This window comes from Pararhizobium mangrovi, from assembly GCF_006516965.1.
GTDB classification, from domain to species: Bacteria; Pseudomonadota; Alphaproteobacteria; order Rhizobiales; family Rhizobiaceae; genus Pararhizobium_B; species Pararhizobium_B mangrovi.
This window is the reverse complement of sequence record NZ_VHLH01000001.1, coordinates 1-21,728: the sequence shown is the minus strand read 5'-3', so window position 1 is coordinate 21,728 and position 21,728 is coordinate 1. Positions and strand designations below refer to the sequence as shown.

The window sequence follows — 21,728 nt, the reverse complement described above, 5'->3', positions numbered from 1 at the left end:
ATCACTTGTAGATGTAGCCGACGAGACCGTGATAGCGCCCGTCCGGCACGTCGGTTTTCGTCTTGCCGTAGATGCGGTTCACGCGCCCCATGAAGTACCCGGACCCGTCGCGGGCCGGCACCAGGTTGTCGTCGGGCCGGGCCAGCTTGTTGCGGGCGACCGAATGGACGAGGTAGGGCGTCGCGATCACCACCAGTTCGGATTGCTTGCGCTGGAAGTTGCGGCTGCGGAAGAGCGTGCCGAGAACCGGGATCTTGGAAAGGCCCGGCGCGCCGGCGACCGTCTGGTCGACATTGTCGGAAAGCAGGCCGGCGATGACGATCGAGCCGCCCGACGGCAGTTCCACCGAGGTGCTGGCGGTACGCGTGGACTTGGCGTACTGGCCGGACTGACCGGTCGACTGCGGCTCGGAAACCTCGGTGTTGATCTTGAGGCTGATGCGCCCGGGCGACAGCACGACGGGCGTGAAGCCGAGCTCGATGCCGTAGTCGATCGACTCGAGCGACGACTGGTTGTCGTCGACGACGGTGGTGAAGTAGACCTGGCCGCCGACGTGGAAATCCGCGCTTTCGCCGGAGATCGCCGTCAGCGTCGGCTCGGCGAGCGTGCGGATCACCTGCGCCTGCTCGAGCGCACGCAGCGTCCCGGAGATATCGCCCTGGCCGAGATTGCCGCCGAGCGCGAGTTGCGCCCCGTCCGTGCCGGACGCCGCCAGGCTGCCCGGCAGGTTCGTCAGCCGTGCCGTCTGCAGGGCGCCGTAGCCGCTCAGCGACGTATCCAGGCCGAGCTGCTTGAGGATGTTGCGCTTCACCTCGGCGACGGTGACCTTCAGCTTCACCTGGTCCTGCCCGGTGATCTGCAGAAGGTTGACGATCTGCGAGTTGCGCTGGTTCGAGCCGAGGACGGAAGCGGTCGCGGATGCCGTGCTGGACGTCGCCTCGCCGCCGCTGACGAAGATGTTGGCGACCTGGGCGGCACGGGCGGAATCCTGCGGGCTCTTGACCGTTCCCGTCAGGACGATGTTGTCGTTGATGATCTCGACCTTGATGTCGGAGCCGGGAATGAACCGCCCCAGCTGCTTCTGCAGATTGCTGACGTCGCGCTCGACAGAAAGATCGAGGGAGACGATCTGCCGGCCGCCGGCACCGAAGACGAAGATGTTGGTCTGGCCGACCTGCTTGCCGAAGACGTAGAGCCGACGTGCCGAGCGGGTGACGGCGTCCGCCACCTTGGGATCGGCGACGAGGATGTCCTGTGCGTCGGCGGGAAGGTCGATCACCACCGCCTTGTTCAGGCCGAGCGAGACGTCGCGCGAGGCGTCCGGTCCGTTCTCGCTGATCTTGATGATATTCGAGTGCGCCGCCGCGGGCGATGCGCAAAGCCCCGTCGCGGCAATGAACGCGCTCGCGCAAAGCGCTGTCGGCGCAGCCAGCCGCGCGACGTTCGCCATGGCCCGTGTCAGCTTCATTACTTGCCCTGCCCCATTACCTTGTCGGCCATCATCGTGTCGCTTGGCCCCGTCGATCCGCCGTTCGGTGCGGTGATGCTGCTGAGCGCGCCCGACTTGATGATCTGGATACCCGACTGCCCCTGGTCGTTGACGAGGTCGTCGGCGCCGCCGCTGTCCGTCTCGCCGGCGTCCGCGGTGCTGCGCAGCGCCAGCACCAGCCGGTCCGAAACCTGCTGGGCGACCGCCAGGATCTTCGCCTGCTTCGGCGAAAGCTGCAGCGTCGCCGTGGCGCCGACGACGGCGTTCTTGCCGTCGGGATCGCCCTTCATGTTCTGGTCGATCGCGAGCACGCGGATGTTCGAAAGAACGGTCTCGGTCGCGTAGCTGCCTTCGTTCTGGCGACGCACCATGATGACGTCGACGCGATCGTTCGGCAGGATGAAGCCGCCTGCCCCGTCGGCGACCGAGATGCGGGTCGCCACCGCCCGCTTGCCCTGTGGCAGGAGCGAGGCCATCGCGTTGCCGCCGGCGCCCGCGATCTTCTCGCGGATCACCGGTTCGCCCGCGAACATCGGAATGCGAACGACCGAGCCCTTCAGCTTCTCGATCGCGTCGGGCCGCTCCTTCTTGGTGTAGAAGCCGTCGACGACGCCGTCTTCCGGCCAGTCGTGCCAGGCGAGGTCGTCGGCCTTCAGGCGCGCGCCGACCGGAAGGCTCGCCTTCGCCACGAGGACCTTCTTGTTCTGGGCCTGCTGAACGACCGGTACGCGGATGGTCTCCGTCCCGCCGCCGGTCATGTTCATGGCGATATAGCCTGCCAGCCCGGCGGCGACGACGGCTACGGCCAGTATGACGAGACGGGCGGGTTTCATGCGCGGCCCTCGGCTGCTTGCGTAAGGTTGCGGAGCCGAACATGCGCAATCAATCGTATAATTACGGTTAACGATCTAATGAGATAATTGGTTAACGCAAACCTACCGGACGGCTTCGCTTTCCGGCGTCATGCGTGAAAGCGGGCGATCGCCATCTGCGCCAGCGGCGTATGCATGATGGTGACGAGGCCGGCGAACGCGATCGCGACACCGTAGGGCAGCCCGGCACGTGCATCGTGGAAATGGGCGGGAAGCGGAATACCGACCCCGGCAAGCCGTCCGGCCGCCGCACGAAGCGCAAGGATGCAAAGGGCGAGCACGCCGCCGGCGATCGCCGTCGAAACCAGGAAGTCGGCAAGGTCGCCGGAAAGGCCGAACCACACGGCCGTCGCGGCGATCATCTTGGCGTCGCCGCCGCCGATCACGTTTGCCGCGAAAAGCGCAAACCCCACCGCGAACACCGCCACCCCCGCAAGCAGATGCGTTCCGTAAAGCGCGAGCGAGATGCCGGATACGGGCGCAAGCAGGACGAACGTGGCGACCAGGACCACGCTGACACGGTTGGGGATCCGCATGGATGCCAGATCGCTCAGCCCGCCGGTGCACATGCAGGATGCGAACACGACGAGCATGACGATCGGTACCGCGATATCCAGCATGGACGCCATCGAAGCCGCTCCTTCGGGTAGACCGACGTACCGGCCCCTCACCCGTTCATCCATGCGCCCGCGACGACGAGCGCTTCGCACGATCGCCATTCTCGCCGGAGCGGATTGCGACGTGCTTAACGACCGGGGTTAAGAAACGCTTATCCGATCCCGCGCCGAGCCGATGGGCGAAGCATTCTTCCCTTCACCCGCAGCCGTTCGGGTCTTTAAGGCTTCGTTCACCATCGCATGCCACGGTGCCCGGCGTTCGAAGGAGCCGGGACAAAGCCATGCCTGCCTATCATAATGCGATCGCACCGCTGCATCGCTTCGTCTTCATCCTCGCAAGCCTCCTCGTCGCGGCGGTGCCGGCGGCAGCGCAGGAGCATTCGTCCATCGTCGTGACCATGGACCATGCGCGTATCCTGAAGCTCGACCGACCGGTGCAGCAGGTCATCGTCGGCAATTCCGACATCGCCGACGTCACCGTCGCCGATCCGAAGACGGTGGTGCTGACGGGAAAGTCCTACGGCTCGACCAATCTCGTCATCCTCGCCAAGAACGGCGACGCGGTCGTCGACCGCGAGATCGTCGTCTCTTCCACGCGTGCCAACACGGTACGGGTCTACCGGCAGAGCGGCCAGAGCATCGAGCGCACCGTCCTTTCCTGCGCGGCCAGCTGCGAGAAACGTAGCTCCAACGGCAACTGATCCGCCGGCCGTGGTGAACCCGCACACTTCGCCATCCGTTTGAAACCGCAAGGTTTCGTCAACGCCTTCGCGCTAGAAACGAAGCGTGAAGCAAGGACGAGCCTATCCCATGCGCAGTTCGAACCCGGCGCGCGCGCGTTCATCATACGGCCTTCGCGGCCCGTTCCGGCGCCTCCTCGCATCGCGGGACGGCGCGGCGGCGATCGAGTTCGCCCTGCTCGCAATCCCCTTCTTCCTTATCGTCTTCGCCATCATCGAGACCTTCGTCGCCTTCACCGGCGAACAGCTTCTCGAAAACGCCGTCGACACGATGGGGCGCAAGCTGCGCACCGGCCAGATCGTCGGCCAGACCGGCCACGCGGGCACGTTCATGAACGCCGAGCAGTTCCGGACCGCGTTCTGCGAGGAAATCGACATCATGATGTCGTGCAACGGGTCGAGCACCGCGCCGAAGCTGCTGCTCGACGTGCGTTCCTTCGACAGCTTCGCCGACATGCCGACCGGCGTTCCGCGCCAGGGCGGCAAGACGTACGGCCCGCTCGACACGTCCTCCTTCGCGTACGCGCCTGCCGGTCCCGGCGCCAAGACGATGGTGCGCGCCTATTACCGCTGGCCGATCACCGCCGATCTCATCCGCCCGTATCTCAGCAATGTGCGCCAGAGCGCCGGTGCCTCCTCTTCCTATTTCCTCATGGTGGCGACTGCGGCCTTCACGAATGAAAACTATCCCTGACGGTCTCGCAGCCCGCACGCACCGGGCCCTCTCACGCGCGCGATCGGCGGTCGGGCGCTTCCGCGACGACGTGCGCGGCATCGGGGCGATCGAGTTCGCACTCGTCGCGCCGGTGCTGATCCTGCTTTATATCGGCGCTGCGGAAATCTCCGTGGCGATGTCGATCGACAAGAAGGTGGCACGTGCGGCCGAAACGGTCGGCGACCTGGTGACGCGTCAGGACAGCGTCGACCAGACCTACCTGAAGACGATGAACGACGTCGTCGAGGCCGTCATGACGCCCTACACTTCGAAATCGTACGTCATGCAGATCACCGGCATCCGCATCCAGAACGGCGACGCACGGGTCGCGTGGTCATGGAATCAGGATGGCAAGGAACCGTTCGGCAAGGGCAGCGCGGTCGATGTTCCGGACGACCTGATCGCCGATGCCGGCGACATTCCGAACGGCGAGGCCAACCTCGTTCGCGCGAGGGTCTCCGTGCAGCACGGCCTGATGATGCCGGGCGCAGCCGACCTCGATCTCGACACCCTGACGCTCGGGAAGACCTATTACCTGCGCCCCCGCCAAAACATCGGCCTCGCTTGCACGAACTGCTGACACTGCGAGCGAAACCGGTTTTCCGCAGCCCCCACGATGCGATAGACCTTGATCGACGCCGCTCCTGCCCGCGGCGAACTGGAGGCCGGTATGGCGCGTGCATTTCTTCTCGTCCTCGATTCCTTCGGCATCGGCGGGGCGCCGGATGCGGAAGGGTATGGCGATCTCGGTGCCGATACGCTCGGCCATATCGCGGAATTCTGCGCGCGCGGCCTCGGTGATCGCGAAGGCCTGCGCTCCGGTCCGCTCCACCTGCCCAACATGACGGCGCTCGGCCTCGTCCACGCCGCCTATCAGGCGAACGGCGCGCTGCCCGAGGGGCTCAACCGGCCGGCCCGGCCGATCGGCATCTACGGCGCGGCGAGCGAGACCTCGAAGGGAAAGGACACGCCGTCCGGCCATTGGGAGATCGCCGGCGTGCCGGTCTCCTTCGAATGGGGCTACTTCTCGAAGGAAGGCGACGCCTTCCCGCCCGATCTTGTCGAAGCGGTCTGCCGCGAAGGTGATCTCGACGGCATCCTCGGCAACTGCCATGCTTCCGGCACGCAGATCATCGAGGCGCTCGGCGAGGACCACATCCGCACCGGAAAGCCGATCTGCTACACGTCGAGTGATTCCGTCTTCCAGATCGCCGCCCACGAGACACATTTCGGGCTCGATCGCCTCTATGCGCTGTGCGAGAGCGTGCGCGTACTCGTCGACCCGCTCAATATCGGACGCGTGATCGCCAGGCCCTTCGTCGGCGAGACGAGTGCCGCGTTCGAACGCACGGGCAACCGCCGCGACTATTCCGTGCCCCCGCCCGAGCCGACGCTGCTCGACCGGACGAGCGAAGCCGGCCGGCAGGTCATCGCCGTCGGCAAGATCGGCGATATCTTCGCCCATCAGGGCGTTACCGACCTGCGCAAGGCGAGCGGCAACGAGGCGCTGTTCGAGGCGACGATGCAAGCGATCGAGGAAGCCGGAGACGGCGATCTGGTCTTCGCCAACTTCGTCGATTTCGACATGGTCTACGGCCACCGCCGCGACGTCACGGGCTACGCCGCCGCCCTCGAAGCCTTCGACGCGCACCTGCCCGAGCTCGGCCGCAAGCTGAAGCGCGGCGACATGGTGGTGCTGACGGCGGACCATGGCTGCGATCCGACCTGGCGCGGCACCGACCACACGCGCGAGCGGGTGCCGGTTCTCGCGTTCGGCCCGGGCATGCGTGCCCGCGGCATCGGCGTGCGCGAAACCTACGCCGATATCGGCGAAAGCATCGCAGCCCATCTCGGCCTCGAACCCGGAAGGCACGGAACGAGCTTCCTGTGACGCACGAACTTCCGAAGGCGGAACTGCACTGCCATATCGAGGGCGCGGCCTCGCCCGGGCTCGTCGTCGAACAGGCTGCGCATTACGGCACCGACGTTTCCGCGTTCATCGACGGCGATCGCTTCGTCTGGCACGATTTCACGAGCTTTCTCGCCGCCTACGACACGGCTTCCAGCCTCTTTCGCACCGAGGAGGACTACGCCCGGCTCGCCGAAAGCTACCTCGCTTCGATCGCCGCGCAAGGCGCGATCTACAGCGAGATCTTCGTCTCGCCCGACCACGCCGCCGATGCCGGTCTCTCGCCGCTCGCCTACGTTGCCGGTCTCGGCGAAGGCATCGCCCGCGCCCGGGCGAAGCACGCCATCGAATGCCGCATGATCGTCATCGGCGTGCGCCATCTCGGAGCCGAAGCGGTGGAACGCGCCGCGCGCTTCGCCGCGAGCGGCCCGCATCCCCTCGTCACCGGCTTCGGCATGGCGGGGGACGAGCGCATCGGCCGGCTCGACGCGTTCGCCGACGCCTTTTCGCTCGCCAGGCAAGCCGGCCTCGGAATCACGGTGCATGCCGGCGAACTTGCCGGCGCCGAAAGCGTGCGCGACGCGCTCGATCACATTGCGCCTTCGCGCATCGGGCACGGGGTCCGCGCGGTGGAGGATTTCGCACTCGTCGAGCGCCTCGCCGAGACGACGACCGTACTCGAAGTCTGTCCGGGATCGAACGTCGCACTGGGCATCGCGGCCGATTTCGCGTCGCATCCGCTTGCCGAACTGGTAGCGGCCGGCGTCCCGGTGACGCTCAATTCCGACGACCCGCCCTATTTCGACACCTCGCTCGGGCACGAATACGCGATGGCCGCGCAAGCCATGGGCTTCGACGACGCCGCGCTGCGTCGCATGACTCGAACCGCGATCGAGGCGGCCTTCGTCGACGAACAAACCCGCGGGGAACTGCTCGCAAAGGTGGACAGTCAGAGCACAATTCCTTGCTCTCGTCCCGAGGAAGGTATCTAAGGCCGCGGTATCAAAGGACGGCAACCGGAAGGGACCATCCATGGACGGCGTCACGGTCATCGATCATCCGCTCGTGCAGCACAAGCTCACCTTCATGCGCAAGAAGGAGACCTCGACGGCCGGCTTCCGCCGCCTCCTGCGCGAGATCTCCACGCTTCTGTGCTACGAAATCACGCGTGATCTGGAACTGACCACCGAGCGCATCGAGACGCCGATGGCGACCATCGACGCACCGGTGCTGGAAGGCAAGAAGCTCGTCTTCGCCTCCATCCTGCGCGCCGGCAACGGGCTTCTCGAAGGCATGCTCGATCTCGTGCCCTCGGCACGCGTGGCGCATATCGGCGTCTATCGCGACCACGACACGCTTCAGGCCATCGAATATTTCTTCAAGGCGCCCGAGGATATCGGCGACCGGCTGGTGATCGTCGTCGATCCGATGCTCGCGACCGCCAATTCCTCGATCGCATCGATCGAACGGCTGAAGGAACGCGGCGCGAAGAACCTGCGCTTCCTGTGCCTGCTCGCAGCACCCGAAGGCATCGAGCGTTTCCGCGAAGCGCATCCGGACGTTCCCGTCTTCACCGCCGCCATCGACGAGCGACTGAACGAGAGCGGCTACATCGTTCCGGGCCTCGGCGACGCCGGCGACCGGATGTACGGCACGAAGTAGGCTTTCGCGCCTGCGCCATACGGTTCGCGGTGGCGCGGGCTTCGTTCCGGCTGCCGCTCGACCCGGCATCCGTGCGGTTGAAAACGGTTCCCGCAGCGTACCTTTCGCAGCTCGCTCAGCCCTTCGCAGGGCTCGAACCGTCGATGCGCCGCAGCACCGTGCTTGCGGTGCCCTCGTATGCCTCGCCGATCGTGTAGCAGGAAAGGAGCGCTTCGTGTGCCGCGTCGGCACTCGCCTCGTCGCGGGCATGGATGGTGGCGAAACCGTCGCCGCGTTCGAGCTTCGTGCCGAGCGGACGGAGATCGCTGAGGCCGACGGCATGATCGATTTCGTCGGATGCGTTGCGGCGCCCTCCGCCGAGCGAGACGACGGCGAGGCCGAGGTCGCGCGTGCGGCAGGCGGTCAGAACGCCGCCTTCCGGCGCCTCGACGGTGCGCACGATCGGCGCTTTCGGCAGATGGCTTTCGACGTTCTCGACGAAGTCGGTAGGCCCGCCGAGCGTCGCCACCATGCGCTGGAAGCATTCCGCCGCATTGCCTTCTGCAAGCGCCTCGCCGGCCATGGCGGCCGCATCGTCCGGGCTCACCGTCCTGCCGGCGCAGTAGAGCATCTCCGCGGCGAGCGCCAGCGTGACCTCTTCGAGGCGGGGGTCGCGATGCGCACCGGTCAGGAAGTCGACGGCATTCTTTACTTCGAGCGCGTTGCCGGCGGCACTGGCGAGCGGCTCGTTCATGTCGGTGACGAGCGCCGTCGTCGGCAGGCCGGCGCCGTCGGCGACCTCGACCAGCGTGTTGGCGAGTTCCATCGCGCTCTCGGCGTCCGGCATGAAGGCGCCGCTGCCGGCCTTCACGTCGAGGACGAGCGCCTGGAGACCGGCAGCGAGCTTCTTCGAGAGGATCGAGGCGGTGATGAGCGGAATGGACTCGACCGTGCCCGTCACGTCGCGGATCGCGTAGAAGCGCTTGTCGGCGGGTGCGAGATTACCCGTCTGGCCGATGATCGCGCAGCCTGCTTCCTTCACCGCCTTGCGGAAGGCTTCCGAGGAGGGCATCGCCGTATAGCCCGGGATCGATTCCAGCTTGTCGAGCGTGCCGCCGGTGTGTCCGAGGCCACGCCCGGAGATCATCGGCACGGCGACGCCGCAGGCCGCGACGATCGGTGCGAGCATCAGGGAGACGTTGTCGCCGACACCGCCGGTCGAATGCTTGTCGGCGATCGGCGCCTCGATGCCCTCCCAGGAGAGCACGTCGCCGGAATCGCGCATGGCGAGCGTCAGAGCGACGGCTTCCTTGCGGCTCATGCCGTTCAGGAAGATCGCCATGGCAAGGGCTGCGACCTGCCCCTCGCCGAAGCTCTCGTCCGTCAGGCCCTTCACGAAGGCTCCGATCTCCTCGGCCGAAAGCGCCTTGCCGTCGCGCTTGGCACGGACGATCTCCTGCGGCAGGACGGTCATGGTGCTTCCTCTTCGAAAAGGGCGGTGAGAAGAGCGGCGAGGCGCTTGCCGCCGACGGGCGCCATCTCCTTGGTTTCGGCATGGGAGAGCTCGGAGGCGTCCATGCCGGCACCGAGATTGGTGATGACGGAGGCCGCCGCCACGCGCAAGCCGAAGAAGCGCGCGAGGATGACTTCCGGCACCGTCGACATGCCGACGGCATCGGCCCCGAGGGTGCGTGCCATGCGGATCTCCGCCGGCGTCTCGAAGCTCGGGCCGGAAAACCACATGTAGACGCCTTCGTGAAGCTCGACGCCGATGCGCTTCGCGGCCTTGCGCATCGCTTCAGCGAGCGGTTGATCGTAGGCGCTCGACATGCCGACGAAGCGGCCGTCCTCGAACGGGGCGTCCGGCGTGCCCATCAGCGGGTTCCAACCGGAAAAGTTGATGTGGTCGGCAATGCGCATCACCGATCCGGGCGGCATGTCCGGCTTCAGCGAGCCGGCGGCGTTGGTGAGGATCAGCGTTTCGACGCCGAGGTCGCGCAGCGTCTCGATGGCAGGACGCATCGCCGCCGGGTCGCCGGTCTCGTAGAAATGGACGCGGCCGGACAGCGCGACGACCGGCGTGCCGCCGATCGTGCCCGCGACGATCTCGCCGGCATGGCCGGAAACGGACGACACCGGAAAGCCCGGCAGATCGGCATAGGACACGCGCACCGGATCGGCGATCGCCTCGACGAGGGTACCGAGGCCGGAGCCGAGGACCAGCGCATGGCGCGGCGAGAGACCGCCGAGCCGCGCTTTCAGCGCCTCGGCCGCCGGGGTCATCATCCGGTTCATTTGGACAGTTCCGCATCGAAGCCCATCGGCAGCATATCGGAAAGGCGCACGGTTTCCACGACGCCGGTCTCGTCGCACAGATGCACCTTCGTCTCGGCCGTGCCGAACTCGGCGAGGCGCTGCCGGCAGCCGCCGCAAGGCGTGCATTTCGCGAGCTTCTCCGCGATGACGGCGACCTCTTCGATGTGCCGGCCACCGGCCATGACCATGTGGCCGATCGCGGTCGTCTCCGCGCACCAGCCTTCGGGAAACGAGACGACCTCGATGTTCGCGCCGGTATGGACGCGGCCCTCGCCGTCGCGGATCGCCGCGCCGACCGGAAAGCGCGAATACGGCACGTGGGCATGCGCCATCGCATCGCGCGCGGCATCGAACAGGGCGTTCACGGCGTCGTCGGCCATGGCGTCAGCGTTCCTTCACATAGGGCTTGCCGCCGGCGCGCGGCGGGATGGCGCGGCCGATGAAGCCGGCGAGCAAAACGACGGTCAGGATATAGGGAAGTGCCTGCACGAACTGGCCCGGCACTTGGCCGATGATCGGCAGCGGCACGCCCTGCATGCGGATGCCGAAGGCATCGAGGAAGCCGAAGAGAAGGCAGGCGAAGAGCACCGGCACCGGCCGCCATTTGGCGAAGATGAGGGCGGCGAGCGCGATGTAGCCGCGACCGGCCGTCATGCCCTTCGTAAAGCCTGCCGCCATCGCCATCGACAGATAGGCCCCGGCGATGCCGCACAGGATGCCGTCGCACATCACCGCCCGGTAGCGCAGCCACGTGACGGAGATGCCGGCGGTATCGACCGCGGCAGGGTTCTCGCCGACGGCACGCAGGCGCAGGCCGAAGCGCGTGCGATAAAGCACCCACCAGGTGAACGGCACCATCGCGAAGGCGAGATAGGTGAGCCAGAACTGGCCCGAGATCAGGTGTTCGTAGATTGGCCCGAGCACGGGAATGTGGTTCGAAGCCCATTGTGCGTAGGGCAGGTCAACGGTCGTGAAGCGCTCGCCGGCCGCAAGCTGCGGCGTGCGCCCGCCCTGGTCGAACCATGCCTGGCCGAGGATGACGGTCGCGCCGGCGGCGATGAAGTTGATCGCGACGCCCGAGACGATCTGGTTGCCGCGCTGGGTGATCGAGGCAAAGGCGTGGACGAGCGCCAGAAGCAGCGACACCACGATCGCCACCAGCAGGCCGATCAGCGCGGAATGGCTGACGGAGGCCGCCGCACCGGCGGCGAACGCGCCGGCGAGCATCTTGCCTTCGAGGCCGATGTCGAAAATGCCGGAGCGCTCCGAAAACAGGCCGGCAAGGGCTGCGAAGATCAGCGGCGGCGAGACACGCACCGTCGATTCCAGAAGATCGAGTATCGTCTGCCAGACCATCGCCTATTCTCCTGCCGCCGGGGCCGCGACGTCGCGCCTCGACCGGCCGATCCGGCCGAACGCGCTCGCGAGCGCCGGGCGGAACATGTTTTCGAGCGCGCCGGCGAAGAGGATCACCAGCCCCTGGATGATGACGATCATGTCGCGCGAGATCTCCGGCATGTCGAAGGAGATCTCCGCGCCGCCCTGATAGAGGACACCGAAGAGGATCGCGGCGGGGATGATGCCGAGCGGGTGCGAACGGCCCATCAGCGCGACGGCGATGCCGACGAAGCCGGCGCCGTTGACGAAGTCGAGCTGCAGGCGGAACTGGTCGCCCATGACGTTGTTGAGTGCCATCATGCCGGCGAGCGCGCCCGAGATCATCATGGTGAGGATGATGATCTTCGCCTCGTTGATGCCGGCATAGCGCGCGGCCCCGCGCGAAAAGCCGAGCGTGCGAAGCTCGTAGCCGAAGCGCGTGCGCCACACGAGCACCCAGACGAGGAAGCACATGACGAGCGCGAGCAGGAAGGTGATGTTGAACGGCGCGATGCCCGGATTGAGTCCGAAGAGCTTCAGGAGCCAGCCGAGCGTCGGCAGCTGTCCGCCCTCGGCGAAGGTACGCGTCTGCGGCGCCATTGCGCCGACCGGCTTCAGCACATGGACGAGCAGATAGACCATCAGGCTCGATGCGATGAAGTTGAACATGATCGTCGTGATGACGACGTGGCTGCCGCGCTTGGCTTGGAGATAGCCGGGAATGAAGGCCCAAAGCGCCCCGAAGCCGGCCGAAAGCGCGATCGCGACCGGGAACGTGACCCACCACGGCACGAAACGGTCGAGCCACAGGGCGGCGATCGCCACCCCGATGCCGCCGACATACGCCTGCCCCTCGCCGCCGATGTTGAAGAGCGAACAGTGGAAGGCGACGGCGACGGCGAGCCCGGTGAAGATGAAGTTCGTCGCGTAGTAGAGCGTGTAGCCGATCCCCTCGCCGTAGCCGAAGGCACCCTCGATCATCAGTTGGAAGGCGTGGAGCGGACTGTCGCCGGCCAGAAGCACGACGAGGCCGGCGACGAGAAACGCGACGACGACGTTGACGAAGGGCAGGAGAACGTATTCCGCCCAGGCGGGCAACTTCGCATAGGGCGTGCTCATGCCGCCGTCCCCTCCTCTTCGACACCGGCCATTAGCAGCCCGAGTTCGTTCTCGCCCGCCTCCCCGTCACGCTCGCCGACGATGCGCCCGTCGAACATGACGAGGATGCGATCGGAAAGGCCGCGGATCTCGTCGAGTTCGACGGAGACGACGAGCACGGCTTTGCCGGCGTCGCGCATCTCGATGATGCGCTTGTGGATGAACTCGATGGCGCCGACGTCGACGCCGCGCGTCGGCTGACCGAAGATGAGCACTTCTGGATCGCGCTCGATCTCGCGCGCGAGCACGATCTTCTGCTGGTTGCCGCCGGAGAAGTTCGCCGTCTTCAGCCGCGGGTCCGGCGGGCGGATGTCGTAGCGCTCCATCTTCTCGCCGGCGTCGGACCGGATGGCGCCGAGATTGAGGAAGGCGCCGTTCACGTAGCGCGCATCCGTCTGGTAGCCGAGGATGGCGTTCTCGCTCTCCTCGAAGGGCAGTACGAGGCCCATGTGATGGCGGTCTTCCGGCACGTGCGCGAGGCCGCGCGCGCGCAGCCGCCGCGGATCCGCCTCCCCGCTGACCGAAATCGGCTCCCCTTCGAGGATGACTTCGCCCGAGCGCGCACGGCGAATGCCGGAGATCGCCTCGATCAGTTCGGATTGGCCGTTGCCGGCGACGCCCGCGATGCCGACGATCTCACCGGCCCGCACGGCGAAGGAAACGTCCTTGACCATCGTCACGCCGCGCTCGTCGTCGACTGTGAGGTTCTTAACCTCGAGGCGCGTCTCGCGCGGGGTGCTCTCGCCCTTGTCGACGCGGAGCAGCACACGCCGGCCGACCATCAGCTCGGCGAGTTCGTCGACCGACGTCTGCGACGTCTCCTTCGTCGCCACGATCTCGCCGCGGCGCATGACGGAGACCTCGTCGGTGATCGCCATCACCTCGCGCAGCTTGTGCGTGATGAAGATGATCGTCTTGCCCTGGTTGCGGAGCTGCTCGAGGATGCGGAAAAGGTGGTCGGCTTCCGACGGCGTCAGCACGCCGGTCGGCTCGTCGAGGATGAGGATGTCGGCGCCGCGGTAGAGCGCCTTCAGGATTTCCACGCGCTGCTGGCTGCCGACGGGAAGCTGCTCGGTGATCGCATCGGGATCGACCTGAAGCGCGTATTCCTCTTCGAGTTCCTTCAGCGTGCGCCTGGCGCGCGCGATGCCGGCGTTGAGGACCTGCCGGTCTTCCGCGCCGAGCATGATGTTTTCGAGCACGGTGAAGTTTTCGACCAGCATGAAGTGCTGGTGCACCATGCCGATACCCGCCGCGATCGCTGCGTTGGAATCGCGGATCTCCACCTTCTCGCCGTTGACGAGGATGTCGCCGGCATCGGCCTGATAGAAGCCGTAGAGGATCGACATCAGCGTCGACTTGCCCGCGCCGTTCTCGCCGACGATGCCGTGGATGGTGCCTTTGCGCACCGTGAGATTGATGTTGCGGTTTGCGTGAACGGAACCGAAACTCTTGTCGATGCCCTTCAGCGCGATCGCCGTTTCACTCATCGCCTGCCGCGTGCCATCTCGTCTGCCGGAAGATTACGTCCATGGCTATCGCCTTCGCGAGCGGATTCAAAGTCCGGCATTCGGTCGCAAGCGAGATCGGCACCAGGCCGTTCTCGCCATTCGCCATGCGAAAGCAGGATCGATGATGAAAGCACCAACGTCGCGCGCTTGAAGCACGCGACGTCGGGGATGGATCGCAACGAAGCATTGCGGTCCCCGTCCGGAACACGACCGACCGGAAACCCGTGTTTCGAAGCGGCTCAGCTGGACTGATAGGGGCAGCTGTCGTCGGTCAGATAATCGTGGACCTTGATGTCGCCGGAGATGATCTTCTGCTTGGCCTCTTCGACGGCCTGCTTCATCTTGTCGGTGACGAGATCCTTGTTGTACTTGTCGAACACCACGCCGACGCCGTTATCGGCGAGCCCGAGATGCTGCTCGCCGGTCTTGAAGGACTTTCCGTCGTCCTTCACCGCCTGCTGCTCGTCCTTGAACGCCTGCTCGACGGCGACGTCGACGCGCTTGACCATCGAGGTCAGCACATGGCCGGGCTGCATGTAGTTCTGGTTGGAATCGACGCCGATGGCGAGCTTGCTCGCGTCCGCGGTCGCCTGCAGCACGCCCGTGCCCGAGCCGCCGGCGGCGGCGTAGATCACGTCGGCGCTCTGGTCCATCTGCGACTTGGCGATCTCGCCGGCCTTGACCGGGTCGTTCCAGGCGTCCGGCGTCGTGCCGGTCATCGCGGTCAGTACCTTGGCGTCCTTGTCGGCATGCTTCACGCCGCCGATGTAGCCGCACTCGAACTTGCGGATGAGCGGTACGTCCATGCCGCCGATGAAGCCGACCGTGTGGGTCTTCGACGCCATGGCCGCCATGATGCCGGCGAGATAGGAGCCTTCCGGCTCCGCGAAGGTGACCGAACGCACGTTCTTGGCGTCGACCGTCGCGTCGATGATGACGAAGTCCGTATCGGGATATTTCGGCGCGACCGACTGGATGGCGTTGGCCCAGGAAAAGCCGACGACGACGATCGGATTGTCGCCGTCGCGCGCGAAGCGGCGTAGCGCCTGCTCGCGCTGCGCATCGTTGGCGATCTCGAAGTCACGGAAATCGACGCCTGTCTCCTTCTTGAACTTCTGGGCGCCGTTATAGGCGGCCTCGTTGAAGGATTTGTCGTTCTTGCCGCCCATGTCGTAGATGACGGCCGGCTTGAAGTCCTTCGCCACGGCACCGGCCGAAAGGGCGGCGAGTGCGACGGCGGTGAGCAGGAGTCTTTTCATGTGTTCGAGCCCTCTGTGGTTGCTGGCCGTTGCCGGATCAGCGCACGGAAATGAAGCCTGCCCGGCACATGGCCGGGCATGGCCGAAAGCCGCGCTTCCGGTGCCGGAGCGCATCCTTGCACGCCCAAACGCGAATTTCACGTGAAAATTTACCAGCCGTTCAAAACCGGCGGAAGGCCCGGCTCACGCCGCCGGACAATCGACGCCGGTTCCCTTCAGCCCACAATAGCCGCCGGGATTTCGCTCGAGATATTGCTGGTGGTAGTCCTCCGCGAAATAGAATTCCGGCGCGTCGAGGATCTCCGTGGTGATGCGATCCGACCGGCCTGCCGCGCGCAGCGCCGCCTGGTAGGCATCGCGCGTTTCCTCCGCTTCGCGCCGCTGTTCGGCGTCGTAGACGAAGATGGCCGAGCGGTACGTCGTGCCAACGTCGTTGCCTTGGCGCATGCCCTGGGTCGGGTCGTGCTCTTCCCAGAAGACCTTCAGGAGGTCACGATAGCTCACCGTTTCGGGATCGTAGACGACGCGGCAGGCTTCGGCATGGCCGGTCTTGCCCGTCACCGTCTCCTCGTAGGTCGGGTTTGGCGTATGGCCACCGGCGTAGCCGACCGCCGTCACCCACACGCCCGGCATGCGCCAGAACAGCCGCTCGACCCCCCAGAAGCAACCCATGGCGAACATGGCGATTTGGCTCGTCTCCGGATAAGGCCCCTTGAGAGGATGGTCGTTGACCCGGTGGCGCTCGGCCGTCGGGATCGCCTCGGAACGGCCGGGCAGCGCATTCGCCGCGGTGACCATCTCGGTCTTCTTCGCGAAAAGATCGTTGAACAACATCGCAATCATCTCCTCGATTGATGGAGCCAGGCCGAACGCCCGGCGGGCCTTCCCCGCGCGGCGGACGACCCCGCCCGAACGGCCGCAAGATAGGCGGCAAGCGCGATCGCCGCGGACGGAACGATCACCGGCTGCGCCATCAGCCAGGCGAAGCCGGCCGCGACGAAGCCCGGCGCGCCGGCCGCTAGCGCTGCGATCGTCACGTGATAGCTCGAAGGCGCCGCTGCGACCCAGGGTGAAGCGATCGGCGTCAACGCGACGCCTCCGACGGCGACGGAGCGCACCGCATCCAGCAAGCCCGTCGCGATGGCTGCGACAAGTGCGACGAGCGCAATGACGGACAAGACGAACCGCATCGAAGCCTCTGCGCGTAGCGGGATCGGCGAACGGCCGATCGATCGAACCTACCGCCCTAGGTAGGACATCCGCGCCATCCCGCAATCGCCAGAGCCGAATTTGGCCGATCGAAGCGGACCCCGCATGAGGCACAAGCGCTCCGTCGCGGCGAAGCGAACGTCGATCGGAGGCCTTCCGCCAGGAGCGACACCCATCCGAAGTTTGGGAAATCGCCAGAAACCGGTTGATCCGCACGAAGCTGTGACTATAGTCCGCCGCGGCGAACCGGTCGACCCGGCAAACGCCCCGCCGACCGGCTTCGATGCGGCCGGCCGGCGAAGCGGACAGATGGCCGAGCGGTCGAAGGCGCACGCCTGGAACGCGTGTAGGCGGGTAACCGTCTCGAGGGTTCGAATCCCTCTCTGTCCGCCACTCTACCCCGTTAAGTTCCTGTAATGGCGCGTTTTTCTGTATTTTGTCGAACGTGCAGCACCAATTCACCCCACACTTTGACCGCGGTGGTCATTTTGCCAATTACGGGCATCACCGCGTTGCGAGGTGCGCGCTGTAAGCGCGACGATCCGGTCGAAATGCGCTCAATGAGCACCCGGACCCTCCGAGCCATTCCGTAAAGTGCGATCGGCGCACCAGCGCCGCATCAACAACGGAGTTCGAAATGGCTACTGCAATCACCCACCCTGCCGTAATTCTCAGAGAATTCGTCGAGGCCTGCCGAGCCTTGTCTCCGACCATCGCGATCTCGCCGCGAACGAACCACCGTATCCATGAGACGACCGAGGACATCATCGCCAGCCGGAAGGTTCGGGCCGTCAAGAATGGGCAAAGGTTCAAGCTGCACCAAGCCTACCGTTCCAAAAAGGAAATTCGTTGTTCGCGCGACGTCCTGGACTTCTCCGACAAGCTCGGCGCCAGAATGCGCGAGTGGAAGGTATGGCGGGTTTCTCACGCTCGAGCAGCCGAACTGCTCTGCAACTTCGAGGAATGCTCGGATTTCGAGCAAGCACCTTGTGCATCACCGTACCGATCAGCTTCAGATTGTAGTTCGACGGAATTTGCGAGAGAGCCGCCCGAGTTTTCGACACAGCGATACAGTCCGATGCACGTGGCATAATCCCTATAGCCGTACAGAGCATTTACGCCTGCAAGAAAATTCTTTCTTGCCCTATTGGAGTTGCAGAGAAGTTCTAGGCGCGCTCAGAGAACTTGGGGTCCTGATATTCGAGGTTGTCGTATCCGTAGCTCCATAAGACAGCATGCTTAGTGATGGATAGCTCGGGGCAGACAGCGTGTAGCTTGACCACGGCCCGGACTTCACTTCGAACTCCATGTTCGCCCAGGCTAGGGGGCGCAACGCCTAGTGCCAGGACATTGCGCTAGGAATGCGGATGCAGAATAGCTCCGTTGAAAGCTTCAAAGACTGGATGCGTGATGCACTATTGAAAGAGAGCCATTGCTCCAACTTCGACTCCATAGGGACCGCCACCGCCCATTGCAATCGGGGCGTCAACGCCGCGAAACCGGACTCGCTGCGCAGATATCAGACCCCTGCGGCCGCTAGAACTCTCGCTGCAGCCGGCTCTGATGCAACTTAAGAGGGGACTTCATATCTCGACAGGTTGATGAACCCGCACCTTCAGGCGTAACAGCAAAGGCCAGCATTCTAATCGCTGATGGATGCCAGTTCAGTTATAGGTCGAAGATGCTATCAGGTAGGGCTTGTTTTCAGGAACCGGGCCAACTGCGACGGCGACCACCGTAGTAGATATGATCGTATTAAGATTCCATGTTCAAGGCCTAGCAGTTAGATCTCTCGCGGCATGCAGTTAGATCTGCATTAGGTTGCAAATTAATCATGGGGTGTCGGGTAGAACCCATTCGAAGTGCATTTAGAGAGCGGGGTGCATGATGTCGCTAGCGAAACTATTGAATCGTTGCCTATCAGTCGCTGGTTTGCGGTTGGTCAGGCTTTCGTCACTCGATGCGTTGCAGACTGAGAAACGTAAGCTGTTACTCAACCTCCAAAACGAGAAAGTTCAAAACGGTACCATCGAGGAGACGCACCTATATCCAAAAGATCTTCAGAGGATCGAAGAACTACGAGAGCGCTTGAAAGAAGAGCAGTCTAAGAACAAAAAAGGTGAGCGCTTGTTAAAACGATCGAGCGACGTTGTAGCCCGTCACAAAACGCGGATCGGCTTCCTAGAAACGGAATTGAGAAAATCAATTCGAAAAGAGATATCAGTCATGTTTGACTCGCTTTAATAGGGGAATTGGTGTTACGATGAGAGTAGGTTTACTTATCCCAAGCTTTCTGACCGGAAAAGGCGGGGCCGAAAAAGTTGCTGCTGAAGTATCAGGTATAATTGATCAAAACGGAGGGACGGCTTCCATTTTGTGCAACTCACGGAAGGACGCAGCGCCATCATACGAACTTCCGTCAGGCGTTGATATCAGACCATTAAACTTGCGGGAAGACGATGACTTGTTGCGCGAGCGCGGTCGTTACGACGTTGTCGTTGGTTTTGGGATGGCAGGCTTTTTTCGACGGATTGCTGAAATTAGCGATCTCGTTGCTGCTCCATTTGTCATTCAAGAATGTACGAATCCAAGCCGAATGGTTTCAACTTTGTACGTTATGCAACAGGACGGCTGCAGCACGCTCGAAGACGCGTTCTGGTTACGCCAAGGGATTTTTAGCCGAGCTGCGGCGGTCCGCTTTACAGTCCCCGACTACGCACAAACAATAACACCTGCGATCAAGCCGTTCTCCTACTCGTTCTTCAACTCTCTCAAGCATGAACCAGCATCAACACAGACATCACCGCAAAAAAAAATCATAGCAGTCGGTGCAATGAAAAACCGCAACAAGAACGGAATGTCCGCAGTTGAGGCATTCGCTAGATTTGCTGATGCCGACCCAGAATGGCAACTTCATCTTTATGGATCGAATAATTTCTATGAAGAGCTTACGCGCTTTAAGGCGGAAAATCCAAAAATTTCTATAACAGATCATGGAATCGTTTCAGACCCGGACAAAATTTATGCTGATGCTTCTCTTCTAGTAATACCTTCTTTTGAGGAAGGGCTTCCTAATGTAGTGATCGAGGCCTTTAGTTACGGCGTGCCGTGTGTCGGATATTCGGATTGTCCCGGAGTGAATTACTTAATATCGGAAGGAGAAACGGGATGCCTAGCCGATCGCTCGACGGCGGGTTCACTGGCAATCGCTCTAATGAGGGCGAGCAAGCCAGATTTTCGAGCGCAAATGAGTTTGAAAGCTGCCGCATTCGCAGAGAAGCATCTTCGTCACCCGGACTTCGTAGAGAATTGGTTGTATCTACTCGGAAACGCAGTCGCCGGTCGAAATAATGGCGGTGTAGCGCAGGCTCCGCTAAGATGTTCGTGTGTTGCCCCATTTGGGCCATTAATTCGCAGCCAACTTGGATGGGACTAGCGTATGCCGATCGAACGCAAGCGGGTTGCACCTGGCTCATCGTACGTGAGTACTGCTGTTGCTATACATCAGGCACGGTACCTACTCGCATCAAGCTATACTGCTGGCCGATCGGTGCTTGATATTGCGTGCGGCGAAGGTTTGGGATCTGCGCAGCTCGCTAGCTGCTGGGGGGCGCGCGAAGTCATCGGCGTTGATGTCAGCGAAGAAGCAATTTTGTCCGCTAAAACTAATTTCAGAGGCATCGATAATTTAGATTTTTATTGCGATGATGCTCTGGAGTATCTTCACCGATGCGACCGAATGTTCGACGTTATTGTCTCGATAGAAACCCTAGAGCATCTGGAGAAGCCAGAACAGTTCCTCCAGTTGATTAGATCGAGATTGGCGCCAGGCGGCTGCGTTGTTCTCACCGTCCCAAATGACGAGTTGTATTTTGGACCAGGAAGAACATTGAATTCCTTCCATCGCAAGACGTTCTCATTTGAGGAATTTCGAACGATGACGGAAAGATTTTTCGGCAAGGGGCATTATTTTGGAGGAATTGCTTTAAACGGTTTCGGCGCCTTTCCGATAGATCAATTGGAAAAGGTAAACATGTATTCGCCGAAGGTGATCGATGAAGATCTTTGTGGAAGAATGGTAGTAGGCAGCTTAGTCGGTGCCAACCAGACATCACGGTTTCGTAAGGATAGCGCAGTTTTCTATGCAGGTGTCTTTCCTTTCCGAAAAAATAAGGTCCGGCCATCCGTCGGTGTCATCACTTCTTCGTCCGATTTTACAGATCAAGTTCCCGGTTTATGGAATAAGCTACAACATACTAAGGGTTCAAGCCCGCTACCTAACATTACATTCGTTGTTGAATCGGTGAAGGCAGGGCAGGATATTGTTGACCACTTAGATGGATTTGTCTCCGAGAAGCTCAGGATAGGGTTCTACGCTCTTCGTGAAGCCCGTAGCGGCGGCGCATCCGAACACACTAGTCATCTTCATTTCACAACTACGGGCTTGGCGTCGCTGTTCCTTCAAGAATTGCGAGCCCGTGATGTCTCAGGAGGCGGGTCTGCTGCTGTGAAGGTCGTGCGTTCTGCAAGAAGACAGTGTTGGAGTGTTCATATTTCTGGATCGGAAAAATTCGATACGGCCTTCTGGAAAAACGATGAATCCATATTCTTTGAACTCATGAGTCTCGATAAATCATCTCCCGTGAGAGATAGACTTAGGGAATATGGTGTTTCGCTTAAATCTGTTACGCATGGGGTATTCGCCGGACAGGTGGTTGGGTCGGCGTTGATGGACGTTCGTGATATACTGTCAATTCTTGTAGCTGGAAACCGAGCGAGCGCGCCGGCGCTTCATAAGATGAGGACCAGTATGTTACTCGATAGCTAGAGCGTGATCCGAGCTTCGTGAATCGGTCCAGGATTCCGTCTGCCGCTGTTTTCTGATTCAAGCTTCTGGCCGGATGGGAGGCTGGTG

At 62.8% G+C, this 21,728-nt stretch carries 21 protein-coding genes and 1 tRNA gene; 10 read left to right on the top strand and 12 right to left on the bottom strand.

Annotated elements, in window-relative coordinates:
* Position 1: 1 nt before the first annotated feature.
* The 3 genes from FJU11_RS00110 to FJU11_RS00100 all read right to left on the bottom strand — a co-directional run bounded on the left by FJU11_RS00110 (position 2) and on the right by FJU11_RS00100 (position 2,990).
* Positions 2-1,468, bottom strand: a complete 1,467-nt coding sequence (locus FJU11_RS00110) for a type II and III secretion system protein family protein (RefSeq protein WP_235890693.1) — start codon at positions 1,466-1,468, stop codon at positions 2-4.
* Positions 1,468-2,322 carry a Flp pilus assembly protein CpaB gene (gene cpaB, locus FJU11_RS00105; RefSeq protein WP_141164973.1) on the bottom strand — a complete coding sequence of 285 codons (855 nt, stop codon included), beginning with the start codon at positions 2,320-2,322 and terminating at the stop codon, positions 1,468-1,470. The genes FJU11_RS00110 and cpaB overlap by 1 nt, the downstream gene beginning before the upstream one ends.
* Before the next feature lie 128 nt (positions 2,323-2,450).
* Positions 2,451-2,990, bottom strand: a complete 540-nt coding sequence (locus tag FJU11_RS00100; RefSeq protein WP_181407977.1) for an A24 family peptidase — start codon at positions 2,988-2,990, stop codon at positions 2,451-2,453.
* A 269-nt stretch (positions 2,991-3,259) separates the two neighbouring features.
* Here FJU11_RS00100 and FJU11_RS00095 point away from each other — a divergent pair, with 269 nt between their 5' ends.
* From FJU11_RS00095 to upp, 6 genes are all read left to right on the top strand, one after another.
* The gene (locus FJU11_RS00095; protein ID WP_141164971.1) at positions 3,260-3,679 is read left to right on the top strand and encodes a pilus assembly protein N-terminal domain-containing protein; all 420 of its coding nucleotides are present in this window, start codon (positions 3,260-3,262) and stop codon (positions 3,677-3,679) included.
* Positions 3,680-3,788: 109 nt separating this feature from the next.
* Positions 3,789-4,412: a TadE/TadG family type IV pilus assembly protein gene (locus tag FJU11_RS00090; protein ID WP_141164970.1), complete on the top strand. Its 624-nt coding sequence runs from the start codon at positions 3,789-3,791 to the stop codon at positions 4,410-4,412.
* The gene (locus FJU11_RS00085) at positions 4,396-5,013 is read left to right on the top strand and encodes a TadE/TadG family type IV pilus assembly protein (RefSeq protein WP_181407976.1); all 618 of its coding nucleotides are present in this window, start codon (positions 4,396-4,398) and stop codon (positions 5,011-5,013) included. Before FJU11_RS00090 ends, FJU11_RS00085 begins: the two co-directional genes overlap by 17 nt.
* Positions 5,014-5,103: 90 nt before the next feature.
* Complete coding sequence (locus tag FJU11_RS00080) at positions 5,104-6,324, top strand: phosphopentomutase (RefSeq protein WP_141164968.1); 1,221 nt, start codon at positions 5,104-5,106, stop codon at positions 6,322-6,324.
* Entirely contained in the window at positions 6,321-7,334 is a 1,014-nt protein-coding gene (locus tag FJU11_RS00075; protein WP_141164967.1) for an adenosine deaminase, read from the top strand. The genes FJU11_RS00080 and FJU11_RS00075 overlap by 4 nt, the downstream gene beginning before the upstream one ends.
* A 40-nt stretch (positions 7,335-7,374) precedes the next feature.
* Entirely contained in the window at positions 7,375-8,004 is a 630-nt protein-coding gene (upp, locus tag FJU11_RS00070) for a uracil phosphoribosyltransferase (protein WP_141164966.1), read from the top strand.
* 115 nt (positions 8,005-8,119) lie between these two features.
* Here upp and deoA read toward each other — a convergent pair whose 3' ends face one another.
* The 9 genes from deoA to FJU11_RS00025 all read right to left on the bottom strand — a co-directional run bounded on the left by deoA (position 8,120) and on the right by FJU11_RS00025 (position 16,794).
* Positions 8,120-9,457 carry a thymidine phosphorylase gene (gene deoA, locus FJU11_RS00065; protein ID WP_141164965.1) on the bottom strand — a complete coding sequence of 446 codons (1,338 nt, stop codon included), beginning with the start codon at positions 9,455-9,457 and terminating at the stop codon, positions 8,120-8,122.
* Positions 9,454-10,266, bottom strand: coding sequence for a purine-nucleoside phosphorylase (locus FJU11_RS00060; protein ID WP_141165267.1), 813 nt, complete (start codon positions 10,264-10,266; stop codon positions 9,454-9,456). The genes deoA and FJU11_RS00060 overlap by 4 nt, the downstream gene beginning before the upstream one ends.
* Positions 10,267-10,274: 8 nt before the next feature.
* The gene (locus tag FJU11_RS00055; RefSeq protein ID WP_141164964.1) at positions 10,275-10,679 is read right to left on the bottom strand and encodes a cytidine deaminase; all 405 of its coding nucleotides are present in this window, start codon (positions 10,677-10,679) and stop codon (positions 10,275-10,277) included.
* Between the two features lie 4 nt (positions 10,680-10,683).
* Positions 10,684-11,655 carry an ABC transporter permease gene (locus tag FJU11_RS00050; protein WP_141164963.1) on the bottom strand — a complete coding sequence of 324 codons (972 nt, stop codon included), beginning with the start codon at positions 11,653-11,655 and terminating at the stop codon, positions 10,684-10,686.
* A 3-nt stretch (positions 11,656-11,658) separates the two neighbouring features.
* Complete coding sequence (locus FJU11_RS00045) at positions 11,659-12,795, bottom strand: ABC transporter permease (RefSeq protein WP_141164962.1); 1,137 nt, start codon at positions 12,793-12,795, stop codon at positions 11,659-11,661.
* A complete protein-coding gene (locus FJU11_RS00040; protein WP_141164961.1) occupies positions 12,792-14,324 on the bottom strand; it encodes an ABC transporter ATP-binding protein in 1,533 nt (510 codons plus the stop codon). Before FJU11_RS00040 ends, FJU11_RS00045 begins: the two co-directional genes overlap by 4 nt.
* A 260-nt stretch (positions 14,325-14,584) precedes the next feature.
* Positions 14,585-15,604, bottom strand: coding sequence for a BMP family lipoprotein (locus FJU11_RS00035; RefSeq protein WP_141164960.1), 1,020 nt, complete (start codon positions 15,602-15,604; stop codon positions 14,585-14,587).
* A gap of 183 nt (positions 15,605-15,787) precedes the next feature.
* Entirely contained in the window at positions 15,788-16,438 is a 651-nt protein-coding gene (gene msrA / locus FJU11_RS00030) for a peptide-methionine (S)-S-oxide reductase MsrA (protein ID WP_141164959.1), read from the bottom strand.
* A 5-nt stretch (positions 16,439-16,443) separates the two neighbouring features.
* Positions 16,444-16,794: a hypothetical protein gene (locus tag FJU11_RS00025; protein ID WP_141164958.1), complete on the bottom strand. Its 351-nt coding sequence runs from the start codon at positions 16,792-16,794 to the stop codon at positions 16,444-16,446.
* A gap of 322 nt (positions 16,795-17,116) precedes the next feature.
* Between FJU11_RS00025 and FJU11_RS00020 the strand changes: the two genes are divergently transcribed.
* The 4 genes from FJU11_RS00020 to FJU11_RS00005 all read left to right on the top strand — a co-directional run bounded on the left by FJU11_RS00020 (position 17,117) and on the right by FJU11_RS00005 (position 21,641).
* Positions 17,117-17,206, top strand: a tRNA-Ser gene (locus tag FJU11_RS00020).
* A 244-nt stretch (positions 17,207-17,450) separates the two neighbouring features.
* Positions 17,451-17,906, top strand: coding sequence for a hypothetical protein (locus FJU11_RS00015; protein WP_141164957.1), 456 nt, complete (start codon positions 17,451-17,453; stop codon positions 17,904-17,906).
* A gap of 1,170 nt (positions 17,907-19,076) precedes the next feature.
* Positions 19,077-20,249, top strand: coding sequence for a glycosyltransferase (locus tag FJU11_RS00010; RefSeq protein WP_141164956.1), 1,173 nt, complete (start codon positions 19,077-19,079; stop codon positions 20,247-20,249).
* Between the two features lie 3 nt (positions 20,250-20,252).
* On the top strand, positions 20,253-21,641 hold the full coding sequence (locus tag FJU11_RS00005) for a class I SAM-dependent methyltransferase (RefSeq protein ID WP_141164955.1): 1,389 nt from the start codon (positions 20,253-20,255) through the stop codon (positions 21,639-21,641).
* Positions 21,642-21,728: the final 87 nt, after the last annotated feature.